Origin of the sequence: Dolichospermum sp. DET69, from assembly GCA_017355425.1 — a bacterium.
Lineage (GTDB): Bacteria > Cyanobacteriota > Cyanobacteriia > Cyanobacteriales > Nostocaceae > Dolichospermum.
Genome location: CP070233.1, coordinates 2,261,879 through 2,287,071, shown reverse-complemented (window position 1 = coordinate 2,287,071; position 25,193 = coordinate 2,261,879). Strand labels below are relative to the sequence as shown.

The following is a 25,193-nucleotide window of genomic DNA, read 5'->3' as shown; positions in this document are numbered from 1 at the left end:
CAGTGGTCAGTTGTTGGTTGGGAAAATTATATTCCTCTATTTCCCATTACCCCTGCCCTTATTTAGATTTTACAATTAGTCAAGATATTAAGTTCCGTGACTCTAGTATGATAAGGATATAAAGAAATGTAATGCTAACAGAAAAGATGCTCACTATGTCTTGCAACTAAGGATTATGGCATCGCTGTGAGCGTTATGATTTCGACTCAGATAAGAGTGGCTTTTGTGCTGGTACTCTTGTCAAAATGATTAATAAATTACACAAACAGCGCGGAGATTATGGCTCAATTTTCACAAATCACAGATGTTCCCGATATGGGTCGTCGTCAGTTTATGAACCTGCTCACTTTTGGCACTGTTACCGGAGTGGCCGCAGGTGTATTGTACCCGGTTGTTAACTACTTCATTCCTCCTGCTAGTGGTGGCGCTGGTGGCGGTACAGTAGCCAAGAATGAATTGGGTAATGATGTTATTGTTAGTCAATTTCTGGACAGCCATAATGTAGGCGATCGCACTTTGGTGCAAGGACTCAAGGGAGATCCTACTTATATTGTAGTGCAAAGTAAAGAAGCGATTACTGACTACGGAATTAATGCTATTTGTACCCATTTAGGTTGCGTTGTTCCTTGGAATGTGGCTGAGAATAAGTTTAAATGCCCTTGCCATGGTTCACAATATGACGCTACTGGTAAGGTGGTTCGCGGTCCTGCGCCCAAATCTTTGGCTCTGGCTCATGCCAAAGTGGAAGAAGACAAAATTGTCCTCACACCTTGGACAGAAACCGATTTCCGCACTGGGGATGCCGCTTGGTGGGCTTAATTCCTATGTTACTGAGTGCTGAGTCATTAGTCCTAAGTCTCAAATTCACTCATGACAACTGACAACTAACAACCGACAAATGACTTTATAGAAATGAGAAATGCCCTTACATTTGCGAGGTTAACTCGCACTGCTAAAGCAATGGTTAATACCTTGCTAATAGCGATCGCTACTGTTACTTTTTTCTTCACTAGCGATATAGCCGTCCCCCAAACTGCTGCTGCTTATCCCTTCTGGGCGCAGCAAACTGCTCCAGCTACCCCCCGGGAAGCAACAGGACGAATTGTTTGCGCTAACTGTCACCTAGCGGCTAAACCCACGGAAGTAGAAGTTCCTCAATCTGTACTTCCTGACACTGTATTTAAAGCCATTGTCAAGATTCCTTACAATACCAGCGTGCAACAAGTAGGTGCTGATGGTTCTAAGGTTGGTTTAAATGTTGGTGCTGTATTAATGTTGCCTCAAGGTTTCAAGATTGCGCCAGAAGATCGCATTCCTGAAGAAATGAAGAAAGAAGTGGGTGATATGACATTCACTCCTTACAACGACGATAGCGAAAATGTCGTGATTGTTGGACCATTACCAGGTGAAGAATATCAAGAAATCATCTTCCCTATTCTTTCTCCTAACCCCGCTACAGACAAAAATATCCACTTTGGCACATACTCTGTTCATGTAGGCGGTAATCGCGGCCGTGGACAAGTTTACCCCACAGGTGAGAAGAGCAATAATAACGTGTTCAACGCTTCTGCTACGGGAACAATTAGCAAAATTGCTCAAACAGAAGATGAAGACGGTAACGTTAAGAATTTGATTAGCATTACAACTGCAAGTGGTGATGTTGTTACTGATACAGTTCCCGCTGGGCCTGAACTAATTGTAGCTGAAGGACAAGCAGTTGCAACTGGTGATGTTTTGACTAATAACCCCAATGTTGGTGGATTTGGTCAAAGAGATGTAGAAATCGTTTTACAAGATTCTTCCAGAGTGGCATGGTTAATTGCTTTCATCTGTTTAGTGATGTTGGCACAAGTAATGCTAGTTCTCAAGAAGAAACAAGTAGAAAAAGTCCAAGCTGCTGAAATGAATTTCTAAGTCCTAACTATGATTTGTGTGATTGATTTGATTTGGATGATTAATTAATCGCCAAAATCATTAGGTACTTGACAGGCTTTTTGCCTGTCTTTTTTTTTGATAATCTTGAGTCTGAACTATGATTTTTTTGATTGATTTGATTTAGATGATTATAAATTGAGTCTGAACTTTGATTTTTTTGATTGATTTGATTTAGATGATTATAAGTAGGGTGGGCATTGCCCACCAATAACTGTGTTAATGTGGGTAATGTTTACCAAAACCTTTCTAATATGGGCAAGGTTTACCTTACAGTTCAAAAATCAAATAGTGTTCCTATAGTTAATTGAAAATAAACAAATGACCGAACTTACAAAATCTTTCCATGTTGATCATTTGTTAGTGGAGATTTCCGCTTCAGAAGCTCAAATGTCGGAAAATGTGGCTAAAATTACATATCAGTATTTACAAAACCTGCTTGATAAACAGGATAAAGTGGCGATTTTATTAGCTACAGGAAATTCTCAAATTAGGTTTTTGGATGCTTTGATTGTTTTAGGGGGAATAGATTGGTCACGGATAATTTTATTTCATTTAGATGAATATTTGGGCATTACATCCGATCATCCTGCCAGTTTTCGGCGTTATTTGCGGGAACGGGTGGAACAAAAGATATCTCCTCATAGATTCTATTATATAGAAGGGGATACATTACAACCAATTGCCGAGTGCGATCGCTATACTCAACTCTTAGAAAATCAACCGATAGACCTATGCTGTTTAGGTATTGGTGAAAATGGACATTTAGCATTTAATGATCCAGCAGTCGCAGATTTTCAAGATCCTGCTCGAGTTAAACTTGTCAAACTGGATGATGTTAACCGTCAGCAACAAGTTAATACAGGATATTTTGCCAATTTAGCCGATGTTCCCCAATACGCATTTACTCTAACTATTCCCATGATTTGTACCGCTAAAAAAATAATTTGTTTAGCACCAGCAACGAGAAAAGCTCAAGTAATTAAAATCATGTTAACAGAAGATATTAATACTAATTGTCCCGCTTCTATTTTGCGTCAACAACCTCAAGCTACTTTATTTTTAGATATCAATTCTGCTCGTTTATTATAATTCATTCTTAGAGGATGTTTGAAAAGTTCTCTTGTCGGTATCAAAAGTTTTAGATCCCTCTAAATCTCCCTTAAAAAGGGAGACTTTGATGACCGTTCCCCCTTTTTTAAGCTACGGTGTACACACAAGTCTTCTAGAGTTGCCCCACAACGTTTAGATCCCCCCAACCCCCCTTAAAAAGGGGGGCTAAATTCTTCAAAGTCCCCCTTTTTAAGGGGGATTTAGGGGGATCGGATCACGTTTAGCATCCTGTCTAGAGATGTGTGTACACCGTAGCTTTTTTAAGGGGGGTTAGGGGGGATCTAGTGGTTAACGAATTAAATGACCATCTTCCATATCAATGATTCTGTCTGCAATATCTAAAATGCGGTTATCGTGGGTAACTATTAAAATAGTGCAATTCTGTTCTTTTGCTAATTGCTGCATTAAGTTAACTACATCTCGTCCTGATTTACTATCTAATGCAGCCGTAGGTTCATCGGCTAATACTAACTTAGGATGACTTACCAAAGCGCGAGCAATGGCTACCCGTTGCTTTTGTCCCCCGGAAAGATCAGCGGGATAATAATTCATTCTATCTCCCAATTTCACAGCATTAAGCATTGTTTCTGATTGGATATAAGATTCCCATTGAGAAATATTGTCTTGTAATTCCAAAGACATTTGGACATTTTGCATAGCCGTCAGGAAATCTAGTAAATTATGAGCCTGAAAAATATAGCCAATTTTTCGACGGACTTGAACTAATTCTTCATTACTGGCACCTAATAATTCCTGTTCATTAAATTTTAAACTTCCCTCTTGTACAGAACGCAAACCACCAATTAATGTTAATAAAGTAGTTTTTCCTGAACCAGAAGGTCCAGTCATAATCACAATCTCTCCAGCTTTGATAGTCAAATTAATATCAAACAAAGTTTGAGTAACTAATTTACCATGACCAAAGTAATGATTAAGATTTGTGATTTCCAAAATATTGTTATTAGTTAAATATTGCATCATTGGCTAATTAAATTTGTAGGTTGGGTTGATGATAGGAAAACCAACATGATTATCTGATTCAAATTTTGTTGGGTTGCGCTGAATATAAGTTACCCAACATGATTAAAACTTTGTTGGGTTGCGCTGTCGCTTAACCCAACCTACAATTTGAGATAGTTAATTAAAGATTTCTGCTGGATCTACTTTACGTAATTTATTTGTAGAAAAGAAACCAGAAGTTAAACACATAACAATCACAGACGTAAATACTAATAATCCCTTACTTAAATCCATAACAATTGGTAATTTAGTTGCATCTTTCGCAATATCATATAGTCCTAAAGAAATAGCAAAACCGGGAATATAACCTAAGACAGCTAAAATTATAGCTTGCTGAAATACGACATTCAAAAGATATTTATTTCTAAATCCCATGGCTTTGAGTGTAGCAAATTGGACGAAATGAGTGGATATATTACTATAAAGGATTTGATAAACAACGATTACCCCAACTACAAAACCCATCATTACCATCAAATTAAATACAAATCCAATGGGTGTTCTTAATGTCCAATAGCTTTTTTCAAAGTCAATAAAGTCTTGGCGTGTCATCACTGTGACATCCTTGGGTAAACTATTAGATAAAGTTGCCAAAATTGTTTTAATATTAGCATTAGGTTGCAGATGAATTGAGCCTATATCTATTTTATTTACTCCGTGTTCTGGAAAGATTTTCAAGAAAGTAGAAGAACTAACAATTAAATTACCATCTACACCAAAGGAAGGTCCAAGAGTAAATAATCCGCTAACTTTAACCTTGTAACCAATAGTTCCCAAATAACTAAATATTTCCATAGTTATAGGTTTATTATTTTGAAAATATTCAGCAATGGGACCAAATTCTGGACGTGCAGCCCGGTCGAAAAATACTTGGTCCGGAATTTTTAGCAATTGAAAATCTCGTTCAACTTCCGGTAATTTAAAGATAGATTTTACAGGTTCAAACCCTAATACATAAATAGGATATTTGCGGCCATTTATGGGATTTTTTAGTTTGGCAAATTGCACATATAACGGTTCAACTGATTCTATGCCATTAAAACCTAATATTTGATATAAACGACTGCGAGGAAAGCTTTGAGTAGAAGTCAAAGATTTATATTGGGAGCTAATTAAAAACAAATCACCTTGAAGATGTTTATGTACTTGAGTAGCACTGGCATAAAGAGCATCTTGAAACCCAATTTGCATAAACATTAACACAGAAATAAAAGCAATACCAGCTAAAGCTACAAAAAAGCGCACTTTTTGTTTCACCAATTGTAGCCAAGGCAAGGGTATATTTAAAATCATATTTTTACTCCTATTCCTTATTTCTTAGAATATAGAAATTCTCAAGTTTTTCTGATAAATATTAAATAGTATCAGGTGGACAATGCCCACCCTAAGTGGATTAAGAAATTAAACGGGAGTCTTATAGTTGAATAAGTGCTTGTACCTGTAAATTAGTTAAGCTAGAAACTCGTTGATTATCTGCTGATTTATCAATTCGGATTTTCACATCAACTATTTTATTATCTGTATCTGAACCGGGATTAGTATTAAAGATATTTTGTCTACCAACTTGTAAACCAATATCTGTAACTGTGCCTTTTAATTTTCCTGTAAAAGCTTCACCTGTAATAGTTACCAATTGACCTAAACGAACTTTCTTAATGTCAGTTTCATAGACTTCTGCAACTACATACATTTGTTGAGTTTGTCCTAATTCTAATATGCCTTTGTTGCCAATTATTTCTCCTGTCCAAGTATTAATTTTTAAGACTTGAGCATCAATAGGTGAACGGATAGAACTTAAATTTAGCTCGGCTTGAGCTTGTTGAACAGATGCTATAGCACTTTTTACATTTGCTTGAGCTAGTTGGACATCTGTAGGGCGAATTTCTACAATACTATTAAGTCTAGCTTGAGATTCATTTAACTGTTTTTGCAAAGTTTCTATGGTACGTTTCAAACTCGCATTAGCTTCATTAAGCTGTTCTTTTACAGTATCCATTCGTAATCTTTTAGTATCTGCATCAGAAGCAGAAATAGCACCCTCTTGATATAATTTCTGATATCGGTTATTTTCGGTTTCTGAATTTTTTAGTTCAGCTTCTAAACGAGCAATTGTGGCTTGTTGAGTAAAAACCGAGCCTCGTAAATCAGCTTCTAAACGGGAAATCGTGGCTTGTTGCGCTGAAATATCACCTCTTTTTGCCCCTGCTTCTACTTGTTGAAGATTCGCTTGACTAACTTCTACTTGTCTTTTTGCTTTTTCTAAGGCTGCAAGATTAGGTATATAACTATCAAGAATTGCTACTACTTGTCCTTGACGGATTTTGTCTCCTTTTTTAACTAGGAGTTGATTAACTCTTATCCCTGTTTGAGAATTGGGTGCGGAGAGACGAATTACTTCTCCTTGGGGTTCTAAACGTCCTAAAGCAGCAACAGCAGTGATAGTAGGTGTGGCAGTAATAGAGGATATGGCAGGGGCTGATTTAGAAGTTTTCTGAAAATATGAAAGACTATAAATAGATATTACACCAGTAGCTACAATCCCAGTGCTTGCCAACATTATTGGCCACACACTTATAGATTTGCTAAATAAGTGCTTTTCTTTGTGTACCATAATTCTGTCTTTTAAATTAGGGATATGACAGTAATTCTGACTCTAAATAAGAGGCAAAAAGCCAGTACACCTGATAGTATCTCTTGATAACCTTATGCCTAATACAATATCCAGTAAAATACGATTAATCAAAAATTGATTATCTAAAACTATGTTTCCACTACTAATGACAAAAATTATTTACTCATGTTGGTTAGTCCGGCAGTTATATAAAGTATTTAACTAATAAAATTTTGATAGGTAATGGGTAATTAGTTGCTGACTATTACCCATTACCAGTATCAAAGTTTTATTTATTTAGCATGACCTCTTTCTCTTTTTTCTTCCGCACAATTGCCAAGTATTCGCTGCGTGTGCCGTCTACTCGGTAATGATCACAGATTTGACATAGTTTGAGAAGATCCAAGCGACTGAAGATTTTTTGATGTTCAATAGCATTGTCATTACGCCACCGCCAGAATGTTGTTCTATCAATTCGGCGATTGCTTTCGGGCCATCTTCTCCGTGATAAAAAATCTACCAATTCATCTTCATGAAATGAGTAACCTTTTGGTAATTTGAGGAGGTCTTCTCGTAACTCATTCAGCGGGATGAGTGGATCTAATTCAGATAGTCTCATGCCAGCAATTCCTTGTAGTTTTTGTAATTCCAATATTGCAGAAGCCAAATAATGCAATAAAGTTTAATTGACTAATTTTATGCTGAAAGACTGTTTAAAATTCACAGTCTAAATTTCCCTGATTTAATAATTTAGAGTAAACTTATTTTTGGGGAATTTCAACCTATATGCAACTAATTGTTTTATGAAACCTTGTTTATGGCACTATCTTAGATTTGTAAAAATTGCAAGTCTCAAATTCTCAATTCCTTAAATAGATGAAGAATTACTAATTTTTCATTATCTCAAATTTCGGACTTAAGTTGACAAAAAATATTTTTTTAACTCTTTAGATATATTTGATTGTGATTAATTTTACAAAGGCAAAAAAATCTTTCTGGGGATAGATGCAAGAATTGACTATTTAGCATTAGAACCTAATAGACAATAATTACATATTAAAAATTCTATTTATATCAAGAGGATTTGTTACTCTTAGTTATTGCCAAATAAAGTTTTCAATAAGTTGCAACTAATAATATGCAATCTATATGCAACTTTGGTCAAAATGGCTAAAACTTAGATAATAATTACTGTATTGGATAAGCAAACATATTTTTCAGATAGCTCTATCAATTTTACATTTGCAAGACTTTTATAAAGTTGCACGTAAGTTGCTTATGAGTTGCAATAGAGTTGTCACCAAGCTCAGATTAATGTAGGCGGAAATTTCATTTACATTTAATTTGTAGGCTACATAATTAATTAGCCTATTCATATTAAACCGCCGGAGTATTTATCAATCACAAAAGTTATATTCTCAGAAATTAATTAGCTTAACAATTCTGATTTAGTAAAAAAAGCTTCTATTCACCTCTATGTTGTTCGATCAAAAGAGGGAAATATGATCATGGCTGCTTCCAAATTTGAAGCTGCTTTTACACAGTTACAAGCTGAAATTAGTAACTGTGAAAAGTCTGTACTCAAAATGATAACGGTGAAAAAAAATATGCCTGATACCACAAAGCTTAAAAATGAAATTAATGCCAAATTGCAAACTACTAATGTAGCAATTGTTGGTATGGCTTCTATTTTTCCCCAGGCGAAGAATTTACAGGAATACTGGGAAAATATTATTCAGAAAGTGGATTGTATTACTGATGTTCCTGCTTCCCGGTGGAATATAGATGATTATTATGATCCTGACCCCAAAGCCCCAGATAAAACCTATTGTAAACGGGGTGGTTTTTTACCAGATATTGATTTTAATCCCATGGAATTTGGCTTACCTCCTAATATTTTGGAGGTGACAGATATTTCTCAATTACTCGGTTTGGTAGTTGCGAAAGAGGCGTTAGAAGATTCTGGTTATGGAACATCTCGCCAATTTAATCACGAACGAACAGGGGTAGTATTAGGAGTAGCAATTGGTAGACAATTAGCCGTGCCTTTGGGTGCAAGATTGCAAGATCCACTTTGGAAAAAAGTTCTCAAAAATAGTGGTTTATCAGACGAAGATAGCCAGAAAATTATTGAAAAACTCAAAAGTGGATATGTGCAATGGGAAGAAAATGCCTTTCCTGGAATGTTAGCGAATGTGATTTCTGGACGGATTGCAAACCGTCTGGATTTGGGGGGGATGAACTGCGTAGTTGATGCAGCTTGCGCGAGTTCCTTGGGTGCATTAAGAATGGCTATTAGCGAGTTAGTAGAAAACCGCGCCGACATGATGATCACTGGCGGTGTGGATACCGATAACTCCATTTTCGCCTATATGTGCTTCAGTAAAACCCCTGCTGTTTCTCCAGGGGATAAGGTGAAACCCTTTGATGCTGATGCTGATGGGATGATGTTGGGTGAAGGTGTGGGAATGCTGGTACTCAAGCGCCTAGAAGATGCCCAACGAGATGGCGATCGCATCTATGCAGTCATTAAAGGTGTCGGCAGTTCTAGCGATGGTAAGTATAAAAGTATCTATGCACCTCGTGTGGAAGGGCAAATTAACTCCTTGGTTCGTGCATATAAAGATGCAGGTATTTCTCCTGCCAGTGTGGGATTAATGGAAGCACATGGTACGGGAACGATGATAGGAGATCCCACAGAATTCACGTCTATTACCACCGTTTTTAGCGAAAATAACCCGAAAAAACAGCATATTGCCTTGGGAACTGTTAAATCCCAAATTGGACATACTAAAGCAGCCGCAGGTGCAGCAAGTCTCATTAAAGTGGCTTTAGCGCTGCATCATAAAGTTTTACCACCGACAATTAATGTCAGTAAGCCCCATCCTAAACTGAACATTGAGAACTCACCATTTTACTTAAATACGGAAACTAGACCTTGGGTAAGTCATCCTACCCAACCGAGAAGGGCTGGAGTCAGTGCTTTTGGTTTTGGTGGTACAAATTATCATGTTGTATTGGAAGAATACGAGCATGAACATCATCACCCTTATCGTTTACACCATACTCCAGAATCTTTGCTGTTATTTGCTTCTACACCTTCAGAGTTGTTATCTCGTTGTCAAGAAATCCAGCAACAATTACAGACTGAGGGTAAAGAAAAACACTATCAAAAATTAGTTGCTGATGCTCAAACTGAGAAAATTCCCGTTAATGATGCCAGAGTTGGCTTTGTGGCTAATGATTTAACGCAAGCTAGGGAATTTCTGCAAATTGCGATTGAGAGGCTAAAACAGCAGCCTGAAGCCGAATTATGGGAACATCCTCACGGGATTTACTACCGCCAAACAGGGATAGATACAACAGGTAAAGTGGTGGCTTTGTTTTCTGGACAAGGTTCACAATACTTAGAAATGGGGCGAGAGTTGGTAATGAATTTTCCTTGCTTGCGCCAAACTTATACTCACATGGATAGTTTGCTGTGTGAAGACGGGTTAAAGCCTTTATCAACTGTAGTATTTCCTCAGCCTGTTTTTGATCAAGCACAAAAGCAAATTCAGTTAGCAACGTTGCAACAAACTGAATATGCACAACCTGCAATTGGGGTATTTAGTGCGGGATTGTATAAAATATTGCAACAAGCTGGATTTAAACCCGATTTTGTCGCTGGTCATAGTTTCGGGGAATTAACAGCTTTGTGGGTTGCAGGTGTGTTAAGTGAAGAGGATTATTTGTTCTTAGCAAAAGCTAGAGGACAAGCTATGGCTGCACCTGCAAATCCTAATTTTGATGCCGGGGGAATGTTAGCTGTTAAAGGAGATATTCGGCAAATAACGGAGGTAATTAAAAACTTTCCTCAGGTAGCAGTTGCTAATAGAAATTCTCAGCAACAAGTAGTATTGGCTGGGAAGAAAGAGGAAATTAATCAAGTTCAAGATGTTCTCAAAAAGCAAGGCTTTGCTACTTTTTTATTAGGAGTTTCCGCAGCCTTTCATACACCATTAGTATCTCATGCTCAAAAACCTTTTGCCCAAGCTGTGGAAAAGGTAAATTTCAATGAAGCACAAATTCCTGTTTATACTAATGTTACAGGTGGTTGTTATCCTCAAGAACCTCACGTTATCCAAAAAATCCTCAAAGAACAATTGTTAAATCAGGTATTATTTCAACAGGAGATTGAAAATATTTACGCTGCTGGTGGTTGTTGCTTTGTGGAATTTGGTCCTAAAAATGTACTTACCAATTTGGTAAAAGAGATTTTACGTGGTCAACCCCACATAGCTATAGCTGTAAATGCTAATCATACCAAAAATAGCGATCGCACACTCCGAGAAGCCATAGTTCAATTGCAGGTAGCTGGGTTATTTTTGCACAATTTAGACCCTTACCAAGTTGCAACTAAAATTCCCGAAGTTCCTCACCAAAAAGTTTTGAATGTGCGGTTAAATAGTACCAACGTTACTGAAAGAACTCAAAAAGCCTTTGCGAAAGCTTTAGAAAATGGTCATCATGTAGAGGTAGTATCTTCCCAACCAATAGTTAACGAAAATAACCTAACTTCATTTAATGGGAATAATCAATTACAGGGTAATGACAAACCTCCAACTTCATTCAATGGTAATCATCAAACACAGGGTAACGAACAGCCGCCAACTTCATTCAGTAGGAATCATCAAATACAAGGTAACGAACAGCCTCCAACTTCACTCAATGGTAAATTAGAACAAGTCGAAATTCAGCCCCAGAATTATGAAAAAGTTATTCACAGCTTAGAAAAATTCATCACAGAATTTAGCCAGCAACAACGAGATATTATCCACGTTCATGAAAAGTCTTTACACAGTCAAACAGAATACACAAAAGCATTTTCTCAATTAATGCAACAACAGTATTCATTGTTGGGAAATAGTGAACCTACAGAACATCAATCTCAAACTCAGCAATTAGCGATTTCCAGTTCTGAACGGAATATGATGCGGTTTCATGATCATCAAGGTGATACTCTCCGCATTCATGAAAAATATCTCAAATATCAACAAGAATATACCCAGGATTATTTTCAACTTTTGCAACAACATTATCATTTACTGACTTCAGAAAATAGAGTCATCAATTATGTAAATAATCCTCAAACTGCTAATTTTGCAGTTAAAGAACCTGTTTTTTCTGCTCAAGTTTCCGAGGAATTAGAAAATGATCAAAAAACCATTACTGTAGTTCCCAAAATCCCAACTAATATAGATAAAGCTACCTTGAGTCAAACTCTGCTAAAGGTTGTCAGCGAGAAAACAGGCTACCCAGTAGAAATGTTAGAACTGTCAATGGATATGGAAGCAGATTTGGGAATTGATTCTATCAAACGGGTAGAAATTTTGGGAGGATTATTAGAAATATATCCTGATTTACCTAAACCTAATCCCGAAGAATTAGGAGAATTAAGAACCTTGGAACAAATTGCCGAATATATGCAAACTTTAGTTCCAGATATCTTGAATCAACAGGTAGAAGTATCAGCAGCAATTATTACGACAGAGGTATTAGTAGAAGTTCCCCACCCGGAATTAATAACATCAATTTCTGAAGTTGAAGAACAGAAATTAGCAGTAGAAATTCCTGGAGATTTAAGCGATATTCTCCTCACAGTTGTGAGTGAAAAAACGGGTTATCCAGTAGAAATGTTAGAACTGTCAATGGATATGGAAGCAGATTTGGGAATTGATTCTATCAAACGAGTAGAAATTTTAGGAGGTTTATTAGAAATATATCCTGACTTACCTAAACCCAACCCTGAAGAAATTGGAGAATTGAGAACTTTGGGCGAAATTGCCAATTATATGCAGCAGCAGTCCCAGGGAATTAATAAGTTATTGACTGAAGACATAGTAGAGATCACAACAACTAAATCTCATCAAAATATCCGCCGCAGTATCGCAAAATTACAGCAACTTCCCACACCAGATAGTTTAGAATTTTCTCTTACTGAAAACCACATTGCATTAATAACTGATGATGGTTCTTCTACTACTGAAAAATTAGCAGAGTCTTTAAACGCTAAAGGTTGGAAAACTGTAGTTTTAACTTTTCCTGGGATTGATTCAACTGTCAGCAAAGAAATTAATAGAGTAGTTTTAACTGATTGGAATGAAGACAGTTTACAACAACAGTTAAAACAGATTGCTGATAATTATGGTGCTGTAGCTGCATTTATTCATCTTCACCCAGTCACACCATTAGAAGTAGATAAATCTATTCTTCTTCATGTTTTCTTAATCGCTAAATACCTGAAAGAACCACTCAACCAAGCCGCAAAATTCGGACGTAGTTGTTTCATTAACGTTGCGCGTTTAGATGGAGAATTTGGATTAGGAGAAACACATAACTTTAGTGCAATTGCAGGAGGATTATTCGGACTTAGTAAGAGTATTAATCAAGAATGGGAAAATGTATTTTGTCGTTCCCTGGACTTAAATCCTGACTTAGATTCAGAAACATCTGTAAAACATATCCTCGCTGAAATTCATGATTCAAATTTGTTAATTCAAGAAGTAGGATATAGCAGCAAAGGTAGAGTCAATTTAATTGCAGATTTCACCCCATTACCAACTGCCAGTTCTCCCAGAGAAATTAGCAAAGATCAAGTATTTCTAGTTAGTGGTGGTGCAAAAGGAATCACAGCCCAATGTGTAATTAAAATTGCCCAACAATATCAATGTAAATTTATCCTTTTAGGGCGTTCTAGTCCAGAACCTGAACCAGTTTGGGCAGAAAATTGCCAAAATGAAGCCGAATTAAAACAGCGAATTTTAGAAAACTTCCAAGCCCAAGGGGAAAAAGCAACACCAATAATGGTGCAGAAAAAGTATCAAGTCATTTCCTCACAGCGAGAAATTCAAAACACTCTCAACGCTATTCAAGAAGCCGGAGGAGAAGCAGAATATCTGAGTGCAGATATTACAGATGCAGTATTACTAGAATCAAAACTGGCAGATGTAATTGCCAATTTTGGAGCGATAACTGGCATAATTCATGGTGCAGGAAACTTAGCTGATAAACGCATTGAAAAAAAATCAATTCAGGATTTTGAAACTGTTTATACAGCTAAAGTTAAAGGGTTAGAAAATCTCCTGCACTGTGTACCAGCAAGTCAATTGCAATATTTAGTTTTGTTTTCTTCCGTAGTGGGATTTTATGGCAATGTGGGACAATCAGATTATGCAATAGCTAATGAAATCCTCAATAAATCCGCCCATTTAATTAAACACAATTACCCTAATTGTCATGTCATGGCTATCAATTGGGGACCTTGGGAAAGTGGTATGGTATCAACAGAATTAAAGAAAGCTTTTGCAGAAAGAGGAATTGAGGTTATTCCCGTAGAAACAGGGACACAAATATTAGTTGATGAACTAACCACCGCTAATCAAGATACAGTTCAGTTAGTGATTGGTAGTCCCTTAATTTATGTTCCTTCGACTTTATCCAATGAGTTGAAAACCTATCGGATTAAACGCCAATTAACATTAGCAGAAAATCCATTTTTACAGGATCATATTATTGCTGGTCGTCCCGTACTTCCCGCTACCTGTGGGTTATTATGGATGACTAATGCTTGTGAACAACTCTATCCTGGATTTACAGCCTTTGGTTCTCCAGATTTCAAAGTTTTAAAAGGCATAGTTTTTGAGGAAAACTCAGCAAGTGAATATATTTTAGAAATTCAAGAACTTGCGAAACATGAAAATCAGGAAATAGAATTTGCTGCTAAGATTAGTAGTAGGACACCAGACGGAAAAACTCGATATCATTTCAGCACAAATCTGATTCTCAAACGAGAAATTCCCACACCTCCAAATTACGGAAGTCTGAACTTTAATCAAGATGAAAACTTCTTAAAAACTAATCAAGAATTGTATCAAGTAACTGCTTCTAGCTTATTTCATGGAGTCACCTTTCAAGGGGTAAAATCAGTTCTAAATACCAGCCCTAGTCAGATGACCATTGAATGTTATTTACCAGAACCAACAGCACAGCAACAGGGACAGTTTCCAGTGCAAACATTTAATCCCTACATAGCAGATGTCCAGATTCATTCTCTCTGGATTTGGACACAACACTTTCATCAAGTTGGATGTTTACCATCAGAAATTAAGAACTTTGAACAATTTGCAAAAGTTCCCTTTGGGGAAACATTTTATGTAACTTGTGAAGTCCAATCAAAAACAGAATCATCAGTAACTACAGATGTGATTACCTATAATCGTCAAGGACAAATTTATAATCGCATGATTGGCGCAAAAGGAACAATTCTACCGAATCAAATAGCCAAATACTAGATGTTTTTACCTGTAGGGGTAATTCATGAATTACCCCTACTCTTATTTCTCAGTGTCCTCTGTGAACTCTGTGGTTCGTTTCTTAAAAAGGGATAATGATCATGACGGTAATCTCACAAAATCAAAAGTTAGCAATTATCGGTATGGATTGTTTTGTTAGTAATTCACCAACATTAAATAAATTTGAACGCCTGATTTATGAAAGCAAACAAAATTCAATTACCTCTCCAGATTATCAACAAATTTCATTAAGTCGAGAGATGATCAATTCTGCGCTGAAAGATGCTAAAATTCAACCACAAACAAAAATAGCTTTAATCATCATTTCTCCTACAGAAGATTCCGCCAAGTTAGCTAATTATATTTATGCGGAATTAGCATTTTTTGCGGAAGAGAAGTCTATTTTATCAGCTTTGGATGTCAGTCACAAATTATTAACTACCCAGCAAGTTGAAGCTGTTTTAATTGTAGGGATAGATGAAAATTACCCTATAGAAATTAATACAGGTGTATATACTTTCAGTTATGACGAAAACGCCAAAGATACAATTAAAACAGCAGGTGCAGCCGCAGTAGTATTACAACTACATGAAACAGCCAAGCAACAGAATCATTGCATCTATGCAGTTATTGATAGTTTGAGTTTGGTGAAACATTCTCCAAATCACTCAGCAACTGTTACCCAATCTTGTCAGAAAGCGTTTCAAATAGCCAATGTCAAAGCCGCAGATATTGGTTATTTGGAAGTTGTTGCTAGTGGGATTCCCGACGCAGATACAGCCGAAATTCAAGGTTTAATATCAGCCTATCAGACAGGGGCAGAAAATCTTAGTTGTGGCATTGGTAGCGTCAAAGCCAATATTGGCAACACACAAGCCACAGCCGGACTATTTAGCCTCATCAAAACCGCACTTTGTCTATATCATCGTTATATTCCTGGTGTTCCCCAATGGTCTAATCCTAAACAGCCAGAAATTTGGCGCGGAAGTCCCTTTTATGTAGCAGTAGAATCAAAACCTTGGTTTTTAGAACCAGGCGCGACTAAAAGAGTCGCTGCGGTAAATATGATGGCAGAAGATAATATTTATGGACATTTAATTTTGTCAGAAGAAATCAGCCAAGTAGTACGCAGTAGTCAGTATTTAGCAGAAATGCCTTATTATTTATTTCCCATTGCGGCTGATGATCGTGCTTCTTTATTAACACAAATTACCACACTTCAACAAAATATAACAGATATTTTTTCACTTTCTCAACTTGCTAGTGATTATTTCCAAAAATATCAGCAATATCAACAATCAACCTACGCTTTAGCCATTCTTGCCCGACATCCAGAAGAATTAAAAAAAGAAATTGAAAGGGCAATTCAGGGAGTAAAAATTGCTTTCGCTACTGGCAAAGATTGGCAAACCCCCCTTGGTAGTTATTTTACAGTTAATCCCCAAGGAAAAAAAGGTCATGTTGCTTTTGTTTATCCTGGTTCTTTTACTTCTTATATAGGACTAGGCAGAAATATTTTCCGGCTTTTCCCTCAACTGTATGATGATGTTGTGATTAGAAGTGTTTATAATCGAGTTGCCAACATTGAAAAAATTCTCTATCCTCGGAGTATCAACAAATTATCCAGAAGACAACTAGAAAATATAGAACAAACATTAATAGATGATCCAGTTTCTATGCTGGAATCAGAAGTTGGTATTGCCGGATTAATGACAGCAATTCTTAAAAACTACTTCCAGATTCAATCACCTTATGCTTTTGGTTATAGCCTTGGTGAAACTAGTATGATGTTATCCCAAGGTATCTGGACTAGCTTTAAAAGTACCAGTGATTATTTGAACTCATCTCAATTATTTAAAACCCAGCTATCTGGTCCGAAAAATGCAGTTCGTCAGCATTGGGGATTACCTTTAATTTATGAAGGTAAAAGCGAAGAGTTTTGGAGTAACTACATTTTAATATGTTCACCTTCAGAAGTACGAGAAGTGCTGAAACATGAAGACCGGGTTTATATGCCTTTAATTAACACACCCGAAGAAGTAGTTATTGCTGGTGAAACTAAAGCTTGCCAAAGAGTTATTGAAACCTTAAAATGTGATGCTTTTCCCACATCAATCAATCATGTAATTCATTGTGAACCAATGCAATCTGAATATGATGAATTAGTGAAAGTTAATACCTTGCCAACTCAATCAGATTCAGACACAATTTTTTATTCTGCTGCCAAATATTCACCAATTAACATTGATAGTCATTTAATTGGCAAAAATATTGCTACAGCCCTTTGTCACCAACTTGATTTTCCTCGCCTAGTTAATCATGTCTATAATGATAATATCCGCATCTTTATTGAAGTCGGTGTTGGTGGTAACTGTAGCCGTTGGATTAGCGAAATTCTCAAACATAAACAACATTTGACTGTATCTGTAAATAGAAGAGGTGTAGATGATCATACCTCTATTATCAAAGCCTTAGCCAAGCTATTTAGTCACAGAGTAGAGTTGGATTTATCACCTTTATATGCTCTGCCGGACATCAAATTTGATCAAGACATTGCATACAAAAATCAGTCATTTTCGCAAAATAATTCTTTGTTAAATTATGAACGCAAAATGAAATCTATTCCTCATTATCAAAGTTTAAATGATAATAATACCCGCCTAGCTAAAGCACACGGCTTTTTATTACAGTCCCGGCAAACATCACTGCAACAACTTAGTCTCTTTCTTCAGCAGCAATTAGATTTGTACAAAAGAATGGTAATAGAAGCGAAAAAGATCAAATAATTAGTAGGGTGGGCAATGCCCACCAAACCCGTCTAAAGTATTCCCACTCAATTCATAAAAACCAGAGGTTAAATAACGTGTTTAATTCAGAAAATACCTTGAATAAACATCAACAACTACTCAGATTTTCCTCTTCAATGAATAACAATTATCAAGGATGGCAAGGTGACTTAGATACTGTGTCTTTTGATGCAGGAAATATTAAAAATAAACTGATGAATTTAAATTCACCTTGTTATATTCTGAATAAAGAAGGACAAATTGGTATTAGCAATCAAGGCAGTTTATCATATAGTGCTAATGGTAAAACTCAGAAGCTAGAAATGGTTTTAACTGTTCCTGCTATCGGATTTCATCAATTAGGTAATCCGAGTTTTCTAGAGTTTTATGGCGTAAAATATGCCTATATGACTGGAGCAATGGCTCAAGGGATTGCATCTGAAGAAATGGTAATTTCCCTAGGGAAAGCCAATATTTTAAGCTCCTTTGGTGCAGGAGGTTTATCACCTGCCCGGATAGAAACAGCAATTCACAAAATCAAACAAGCTTTACAGCACAAATCCTTTGCTTTTAACTTACTTCATAGTCCTAGTGAACCCGCTATTGAACGTCGTTCAATTGATTTGTATTTACAACATCAAATTAGAATAATTGAAGCCTCAGCATTCTTAGATTTAAGTGATAATATAGTCTACTATCGAGCCGCTGGACTGAGTTTAAATTCAGCGAATGAAATCGAAATCAAAAATAAAATCATCGCCAAAGTTTCCCGTCGAGAAGTTGCCATTAAATTTCTCGAACCCGCACCCACAAAAATTCTTAACCAATTAGTTCAACAAGGATTAATTACTGAATTGCAAGCTAATCTTGCCGCTAAAATTCCTATGGCTGATGATATTACCGTAGAAGCCGATTCAGGAGGACATACAGATAATCGTCCCTTAGTTTGTTTATTGCCTTCTATCTTAGAATTAAGAGACGAAATTCAACGCAAATATGGTTATGAAAACCCTGTCAGAATCGGTGTAGCTGGGGGAATTTCTACACCCCAATCAGCACTAGCAGCTTTAATGATGGGTGCAGCTTATATTGTCACTGGTTCTATTAATCAATCTTGCATTGAAGCCGGAACTTCTGAACATACTAAAAAGCTCCTAGCTGAAGCAGAAATGACAGATGTAATGATGGCTCCAGCGGCTGATATGTTTGAAATGGGCGTAAAATTGCAAGTTCTTAAACGGGGAACTCTTCCCCCTCCGCGCTCAAAAATTAGGAGAATTATATAAAAATTATAATTCATTTGCTGAAATTCCCCCAGATGAAATAGAAAAATTAGAAAAACAAATTCTGAGAAAAACAATTGCCGAAATTTGGCAAGAAACATCAAATTATTTATCTCAACGTAACCCTGAAAAATTAAGCAAAGCAGCCAACAATCCTAAATTAAAAATGGCATTAATATTTCGCTGGTATTTAGGATTATCTTCCCGGTGGTCAAATACTGGGGAAAAAGGTCGAGAAATTGATTATCAAATTTGGTGTGGACCAGCAATGGGAAGTTTTAATAATTGGGTACGTGATTCTTATTTAGCTGATATCAAAAATCGTCGAGTAGTTGATATAGCTGATCAAATTATGACAGGAGCAGCATATTTATATCGCATTCAAAACTTAAAAATTCAAGGGTTACAAATGCCAGAAGAATTCAGTCAATATCATCCAGTATCCAACAATTCTATAGGGTTTCTCAGTTGAGTGAGATACAAGAACCCCACCCCCAACCCCCTCCCCGCAAGCGATGAGGGGGCTATGATTTACCTCATTCAAGTGCATACCGCTATATTTGATTGGTGAAATATTTAGTAGGGTGGGCATTGCCCACCACAAATTAATTAATAAGTAGATTGATTTAAGCAACAACGCAACATAAAAATTAATTATCTATCTTCATAAATATGACTATAAATAGAAAATTAGGACAGCTAGAAGAAACAATGGAAACCCTGAATCAACGAGCTAAAACATGGAACTTAGTTACTATTAGCCGAATTCAAGGAAATATTCAAGAAACAATTCTCAGACGGTCTTTAGATATTATTCAGTATCGTCATCCTGCGCTTAATTCTCACATTATTAACTCTAAAAAATCTTACTATTATCAGTCTAAAGATATAGGAAAACTTCCTCTAGAAGTTGTTAATATTAAAGAAATTCAGGAATGGGAAGCAGTTGTTAACGCCGAAATGAATCAGGTAATTGATAGTAATAAATACTTGGTGCGAGTTGTACTTATAAAAATATTAAACCAGCAGAATATCAATTATCTAATTACAACTACACATCATGCTATTACAGACGGTTTATCAAGCATCCAACTTCACTCAGAAATTCTCACCTATTATCAAAAAATTACTGAAGGTAAATCTATTCCAGCCGTTACTACTTTAGAAGCACTCCCACCCATTGAAAAACTATTACCTGCATGGACAAATACTTTTCAAGGAAAGCTAGGTAGAATTCTTTTATTATTAAATCTCGCATTTCAAAAATACTGGAATCAACCAAAAACATTAAGAGTAGAAAAATATGTTCCCATTTCTCAGCGTCGTTGCGAAATCATTCATAGACAACTTAGCGAAGAATCAACACAACAGTTTATTCAACAATGCAGACAAGAAAATACTACAGTACAAAGTGCTTTATGTGCGGTACTAATGTTGACAGTATCCAAACAACTTACTAAAAGCTATGAAGATAATATTCGAGTTAGTTGTTTATCATATCTTGATTTAAGAAGACGGTTACAACCGGAAATTAGTGAAGAAAATATGACGGTTTTAGCAGCGTCTTTACTGGGATTTTATAGCATTACCAATAATATAGCTTTTTGGGAATTAGCGCGAAAAGTCAAACATAATCTGAATACGAAAATTAAAAAAGGAGAAATTTTTCAAATGATATTTCTCGCTAAACAGTTGATAAATTTTTCTTTGCTATTCCCCAATCAAGTATCTGCTACAGTTTCAGTTTCCAATGTTGGTAAAGTCAATATTCCCCATACTTATGGTGAATTAGAACTAGAAGAAATCAGTTTTGTTGGTTCTCATGGGTTATATGCAGGGATGTTTATTGTTCATGCTGCTACCTTTCAAGAAAAAATGACTCTAAACTTTGTCTTTTCACAACCTTCACTTAATCGCTCCACCATGGAAAAACTTGTTGATAATTGTATCGCTTATATTATGGAAATTTCATCTCATTACTTAATACCGGGAGGTACATAAATGAATAATCAGCTCTCTAATTTTCAACCTGATAACCAAGATAACGCTACTAAAATTCAAGCTTGGTTAGTTTCTGAAATTTCCTCTTTACTGGGAGTTAACCCAGAAGAAATAAATATTCGTGAACCTTTGGATAGTTACGGTTTAGACTCAGCACAAACCATAGTTATCGCCAGTAAAGCCGAAAAATTTTTGGGATTTAAATTATCACTTATCCATCTTTGGTATTATCCCACCATTGAAGAACTTTCTCTCAGACTATCTGAAGAATTAGAAAATTCCCAGTCAGAAATTATCCAGATATAACCTCTACAAAATCTGTTTAATTACTGACAAACCAGTTTTTCCTCCTTGATTATTGGGACACTTCGCTAGATTAGGACAACCCTAATTCAGCTAGGTGTCCTCTTTCCTAACTTCTTATTTTTAAATAGGGAAAATTTTATTATGAACGCAGCGGAAATTTTAGCAAAACTCACTCAACAAGGTGTACTATTTTGGGCAGAAAATAGCAAACTTAATATTCGTTCTCCCAAAGGAGTAATTACTCCAGAAATACAAATAGAAATAGCCACATACAAAGAAGATATTTTAGCATTAATCCAAGAAATGAATGTTACTAGTAACTATGCTCATGAACCTTTAATTCAAGGTATTAGTTTACAAACTATTGGTAAATTAGTTGGTGGCTTTTCTGGAGAATCACCCACAGGATATCAACCGCCCATTATTAATCCTCAGTTCATGGCTGAAAACTTAAAAATTACCTTTAGACCCTTACCTGATAATTACTATAATCACGTTATTGTGAGATTTCGGCAACAACTAATGTTCTATCTCCAAAAGCATGGAGTCAAGGTGATTCCCTGGAAAGAAGCCACAACTGAATTAAAACATACTATTAAAATTCCCATTATCAATTTGCACAAATCTTTAAAAATGCCAGGAGTTAGAGCAGATATTGATGCTGTGATAGATGTAGAAAGACCAAATTCATGGTTAAGAAAATTAGGAATATTTGTGGCTGAAACTTGGTATAAGTTATCTTATACATGGCTAAAAGAAAAACAGCAAATGTCCGTTATACAAATTGCGAAATTAAGTAGTTGGGCTGAAGATCATGCTGCCAAATATGTGGAAGATCCGACAAATACACAAGTAGTAATTCTCACTGATATAGATGATGAATTTGTTAATCCACTCACACCTTATGCAGAAAAAATTCGCATTGGTATCAATACATTAGTTAAAACTTTTTCAGAAATTGTTATTGGTGTATCTGATGAAAAATTTTCGATTCTAAATATGAATCTTTCTGATTCTAAATTTGCTCCTAGTGACATGGAAAACTTTGCTTTAAAATCACTTATTCCTAAAGTATTTGTCCCCATTACTCCATTATTAATTAGTCGCTTTGAACTAGGAGAATATAATCCTCATTTATCAAACTATGCCGAAAAGCTGGTAAAATTAGGGCAAGAATTAGCATCTACAGGTTTATTTCCGGCTGGATTTAAATTAGATGAAGTTATTAAAAGAAAATCCCATAGAGACATTGTTAATGTCATCGTTAATGGCAGAACAGGAGTATCTTATGGTTTTGTGGCTTATGCTGAACCTCCTCATTATGTAGGTAAGCCAGAAATCACTATTGATGAATGGGAAAATTTATTACCTGTAGTCGGATTTAGTAATTATGAACTTCGTCAAAATGAACAAGGTAGACGTTATATTAAACTAAATATCAACGCCGAAAATAGATTTAAGCAAATACCTGATATTTGGTTAGTTAGTTCTCGTTCTGGGGCGAATAAAACAGACTTAAACATTGATTCTGATATTCTGCGGATTGGTTTGCAAGATAAATTACATCTGCAATTACCATTAGGAAGTAGCTCAAAAAAGGCAGATATCAAACCTTCCTATGATATCTATGTGATGTTGGCTATTAGTCTAGCAGCGGCTTTATACACACCAGAATTAATTGCCAATGGTGCGCCCATAGTTCACTTTCATGGTTATCCTGATTTTGATTGGTTTCAAGAAAATGAATATTGTGTTGGTGTAAATAATCCTTCTGTTCCCTGCGGTACGTATGAATCAGGAGTTTTCAATTTTCTAGGAATTGCTGATTTAGGTGAGCAGATAATCAATGATGTCAATTTAATTAGCTTAGTAGAACCCGATCATGGTACAAACTTTATTGCCAGCGATTTAGAGTATTTAGTAACTAGGCTAAAAGCTGGGTGCGTAACTGGACAAATTGAATTAGGTGGGAAAAATTTTCCTTCTTTGAAGAATAGGAGTGTTGCATAATCGAAGTATGAATTTAGATGTAGAGACTTTCTATGGCAATACTTGTCGGTTAAGGAAATGTAGGTTGGGTTGAGCGACGGCGAAACCCAACATTACCAAGGATTTCGTGGGGTTATGGCTTCGCCACACTTCGTGAACGTTCCGATTGCTCCGCGAACGTTCACGTGACCCAACCCAACCTACTTAATAACTTTTCGAGGCTTAACCGAGCAGTATTGGATTAAGAATCTCCGTGTCTTTAGACCGGGGAGTGTCAAAAAAAGATTTTTATGGCTTACGCGACGCTACACTATCAGTAAACCCTACTTATATGCCGGCTGGATAAATGTCCATCTTTGCACCGTTGGGAGAGAATTGTGGCAGGATGGAAAGAAGCTTGTGCAACATCACAGACTCAACAGGGTGTTCGCATGAGAAACTGTCAAGGAGATCGTTAGTTTTGCACTGTCAACGAAAATTTTAGCGGAAGGGATATACCATCCGCTGAATGTTAAGTTAATAGCAGAACAAGTTATAGGGGTTGTCAGTTGCATGAAAACATATAGTTATCATAAAACTTATTCAGCTTCATGACTTTTAAGCCTGTTCTCCATTCCCGGCTACATATACTCCCCACCTTGACTAGGAAATGAATCCAGAAAACTCAGAAACTTACATAAATCATCCAACTTGGGGTTTACTCTATAGGATCTGTATGGTGGATGAGAACCAGGATCTGTTTACCACACTCTATGCCCAACGCTTGTTTTTTCTAGTAACAAGTGAACTAAAAGTCCTGAAATTTCAGCCAATTGGCCGGACTGAAGCCAGAATGATGCTAGAAAATCGCTTACGGACTTTACGCCGTAGTGGTAACTCTCAGGAGTACGAGCAACTTCAAGGTGTTTTCCAGCGTACATTCCAATGAGTAGTTCAATTAGCGATCGCTTCGCTCACATTCACGCCTCACTCCCACCTACAGTGAGGTTGATTGCTGTGACAAAAAGAGTATCCACCGAATTAATGCGGGAAGCATACACCGCAGGAATTCGTGATTTTGCCGAAAGTCGCATCCAAGAAGCTGCCAGTAAACAAGCCGAATTGCAAGATCTATCGGATATTACCTGGCACTTAATTGGAAATCTCCAAACTAATAAGGCCAGAAAAGCCTTAGAGCTATTTTCATGGATTCACTCCGTTGATAACTTGCCGCTGGCACAACGCTTAAATACTCTAGCGCAAGAACTAGGAGTGACTCCGAATGTATGCTTACAGGTCAAAATTCTCCCCGACGCAAATAAATCTGGTTGGATGGTTCCAGAATTATTTGCTGACTTGGCAGCACTCAACCAATGTCAAAATTTACAAATTCAAGGTTTAATGACAATCCCGCCGCAAGGATTGACGGATGCAGAAATATTGAATTTATTTAATAGTACGTATGAATTATCACAAACCATCCAATCACAAAATTGGCCAAATATTACAATGCAGCAGTTATCAATGGGTATGTCTGGAGACTACCAATTGGCAGTGCAAGCCGGGGCAACGATGGTAAGATTAGGTACAATTTTGTTTGGTCAACGAGCTTAGATATGGCTGTAGCCGTGGTTCTGCACAGCATGATGGACAATCATTTGAGAATTTATGCTGTCAACTATTGATAATTGTCAAAAAATATAATACTCTCATAAGTAGTGCTTAATTGCCAAGAGGGGTCTGACCACCTTTATTTTTAATGATCATTAGGGTACAATTTTAACTCAATGTTACAAATTCGTTAATGTACAGGCATTAACATGAATATCTGTTAAGAATT

At 36.4% G+C, this 25,193-nt stretch carries 14 protein-coding genes and 1 pseudogene; 11 read left to right on the top strand and 4 right to left on the bottom strand.

From position 1 onward, the window contains the following. The first annotated feature begins 279 nt into the window (after window positions 1-279). The 3 genes from EZY12_10560 to EZY12_10550 all read left to right on the top strand — a co-directional run bounded on the left by EZY12_10560 (window position 280) and on the right by EZY12_10550 (window position 3,024). Entirely contained in the window at window positions 280-819 is a 540-nt protein-coding gene (locus EZY12_10560) for a cytochrome b6-f complex iron-sulfur subunit (GenBank protein ID QSX69964.1), read from the top strand. Window positions 820-912: 93 nt separating this feature from the next. Further along, a complete protein-coding gene (locus EZY12_10555; GenBank protein ID QSX69963.1) occupies window positions 913-1,914 on the top strand; it encodes an apocytochrome f in 1,002 nt (333 codons plus the stop codon). Window positions 1,915-2,253: 339 nt separating this feature from the next. Continuing rightward, window positions 2,254-3,024 (top strand): glucosamine-6-phosphate deaminase, encoded by a 771-nt coding sequence (locus tag EZY12_10550; protein QSX69962.1) that lies wholly within the window; start codon window positions 2,254-2,256, stop codon window positions 3,022-3,024. Between the two features lie 309 nt (window positions 3,025-3,333). On the opposite strand, the gene EZY12_10545 is transcribed toward EZY12_10550, so the two are convergent. The 4 genes from EZY12_10545 to EZY12_10530 form a co-directional block, all read right to left on the bottom strand. Continuing rightward, on the bottom strand, window positions 3,334-4,023 hold the full coding sequence (locus tag EZY12_10545; GenBank protein QSX70623.1) for a DevA family ABC transporter ATP-binding protein: 690 nt from the start codon (window positions 4,021-4,023) through the stop codon (window positions 3,334-3,336). Between the two features lie 159 nt (window positions 4,024-4,182). After that, window positions 4,183-5,358, bottom strand: coding sequence for an FtsX-like permease family protein (locus EZY12_10540; protein ID QSX69961.1), 1,176 nt, complete (start codon window positions 5,356-5,358; stop codon window positions 4,183-4,185). Window positions 5,359-5,479: 121 nt separating this feature from the next. Beyond that, window positions 5,480-6,676, bottom strand: coding sequence for an ABC exporter membrane fusion protein (locus EZY12_10535; GenBank protein ID QSX69960.1), 1,197 nt, complete (start codon window positions 6,674-6,676; stop codon window positions 5,480-5,482). Between the two features lie 289 nt (window positions 6,677-6,965). Further along, complete coding sequence (locus EZY12_10530; GenBank protein ID QSX70622.1) at window positions 6,966-7,295, bottom strand: hypothetical protein; 330 nt, start codon at window positions 7,293-7,295, stop codon at window positions 6,966-6,968. 889 nt (window positions 7,296-8,184) lie between these two features. On the opposite strand from EZY12_10530, the gene EZY12_10525 reads away from it, so the two are divergent. The 8 genes and pseudogenes from EZY12_10525 to EZY12_10490 all read left to right on the top strand — a co-directional run bounded on the left by EZY12_10525 (window position 8,185) and on the right by EZY12_10490 (window position 24,967). After that, window positions 8,185-15,009 carry an SDR family NAD(P)-dependent oxidoreductase gene (locus EZY12_10525; GenBank protein QSX69959.1) on the top strand — a complete coding sequence of 2,275 codons (6,825 nt, stop codon included), beginning with the start codon at window positions 8,185-8,187 and terminating at the stop codon, window positions 15,007-15,009. Window positions 15,010-15,110: 101 nt separating this feature from the next. Next, entirely contained in the window at window positions 15,111-17,795 is a 2,685-nt protein-coding gene (locus tag EZY12_10520; GenBank protein QSX69958.1) for a type I polyketide synthase, read from the top strand. Between the two features lie 77 nt (window positions 17,796-17,872). Continuing rightward, window positions 17,873-19,550, top strand: a pseudogene (locus EZY12_10515) (PfaD family polyunsaturated fatty acid/polyketide biosynthesis protein). A gap of 200 nt (window positions 19,551-19,750) precedes the next feature. Continuing rightward, window positions 19,751-21,079: an alcohol acetyltransferase gene (locus EZY12_10510; GenBank protein ID QSX69957.1), complete on the top strand. Its 1,329-nt coding sequence runs from the start codon at window positions 19,751-19,753 to the stop codon at window positions 21,077-21,079. Then, window positions 21,080-21,385 carry an acyl carrier protein gene (locus EZY12_10505; protein ID QSX69956.1) on the top strand — a complete coding sequence of 102 codons (306 nt, stop codon included), beginning with the start codon at window positions 21,080-21,082 and terminating at the stop codon, window positions 21,383-21,385. A 141-nt stretch (window positions 21,386-21,526) separates the two neighbouring features. Next, window positions 21,527-23,395 carry a non-ribosomal peptide synthase gene (locus EZY12_10500; GenBank protein ID QSX69955.1) on the top strand — a complete coding sequence of 623 codons (1,869 nt, stop codon included), beginning with the start codon at window positions 21,527-21,529 and terminating at the stop codon, window positions 23,393-23,395. A gap of 628 nt (window positions 23,396-24,023) precedes the next feature. Further along, window positions 24,024-24,302 (top strand): PipX family protein, encoded by a 279-nt coding sequence (locus EZY12_10495; protein QSX69954.1) that lies wholly within the window; start codon window positions 24,024-24,026, stop codon window positions 24,300-24,302. Then, entirely contained in the window at window positions 24,299-24,967 is a 669-nt protein-coding gene (locus tag EZY12_10490; protein QSX69953.1) for a YggS family pyridoxal phosphate-dependent enzyme, read from the top strand. The genes EZY12_10495 and EZY12_10490 overlap by 4 nt, the downstream gene beginning before the upstream one ends. The last annotated feature ends 226 nt before the right edge of the window (window positions 24,968-25,193 follow it).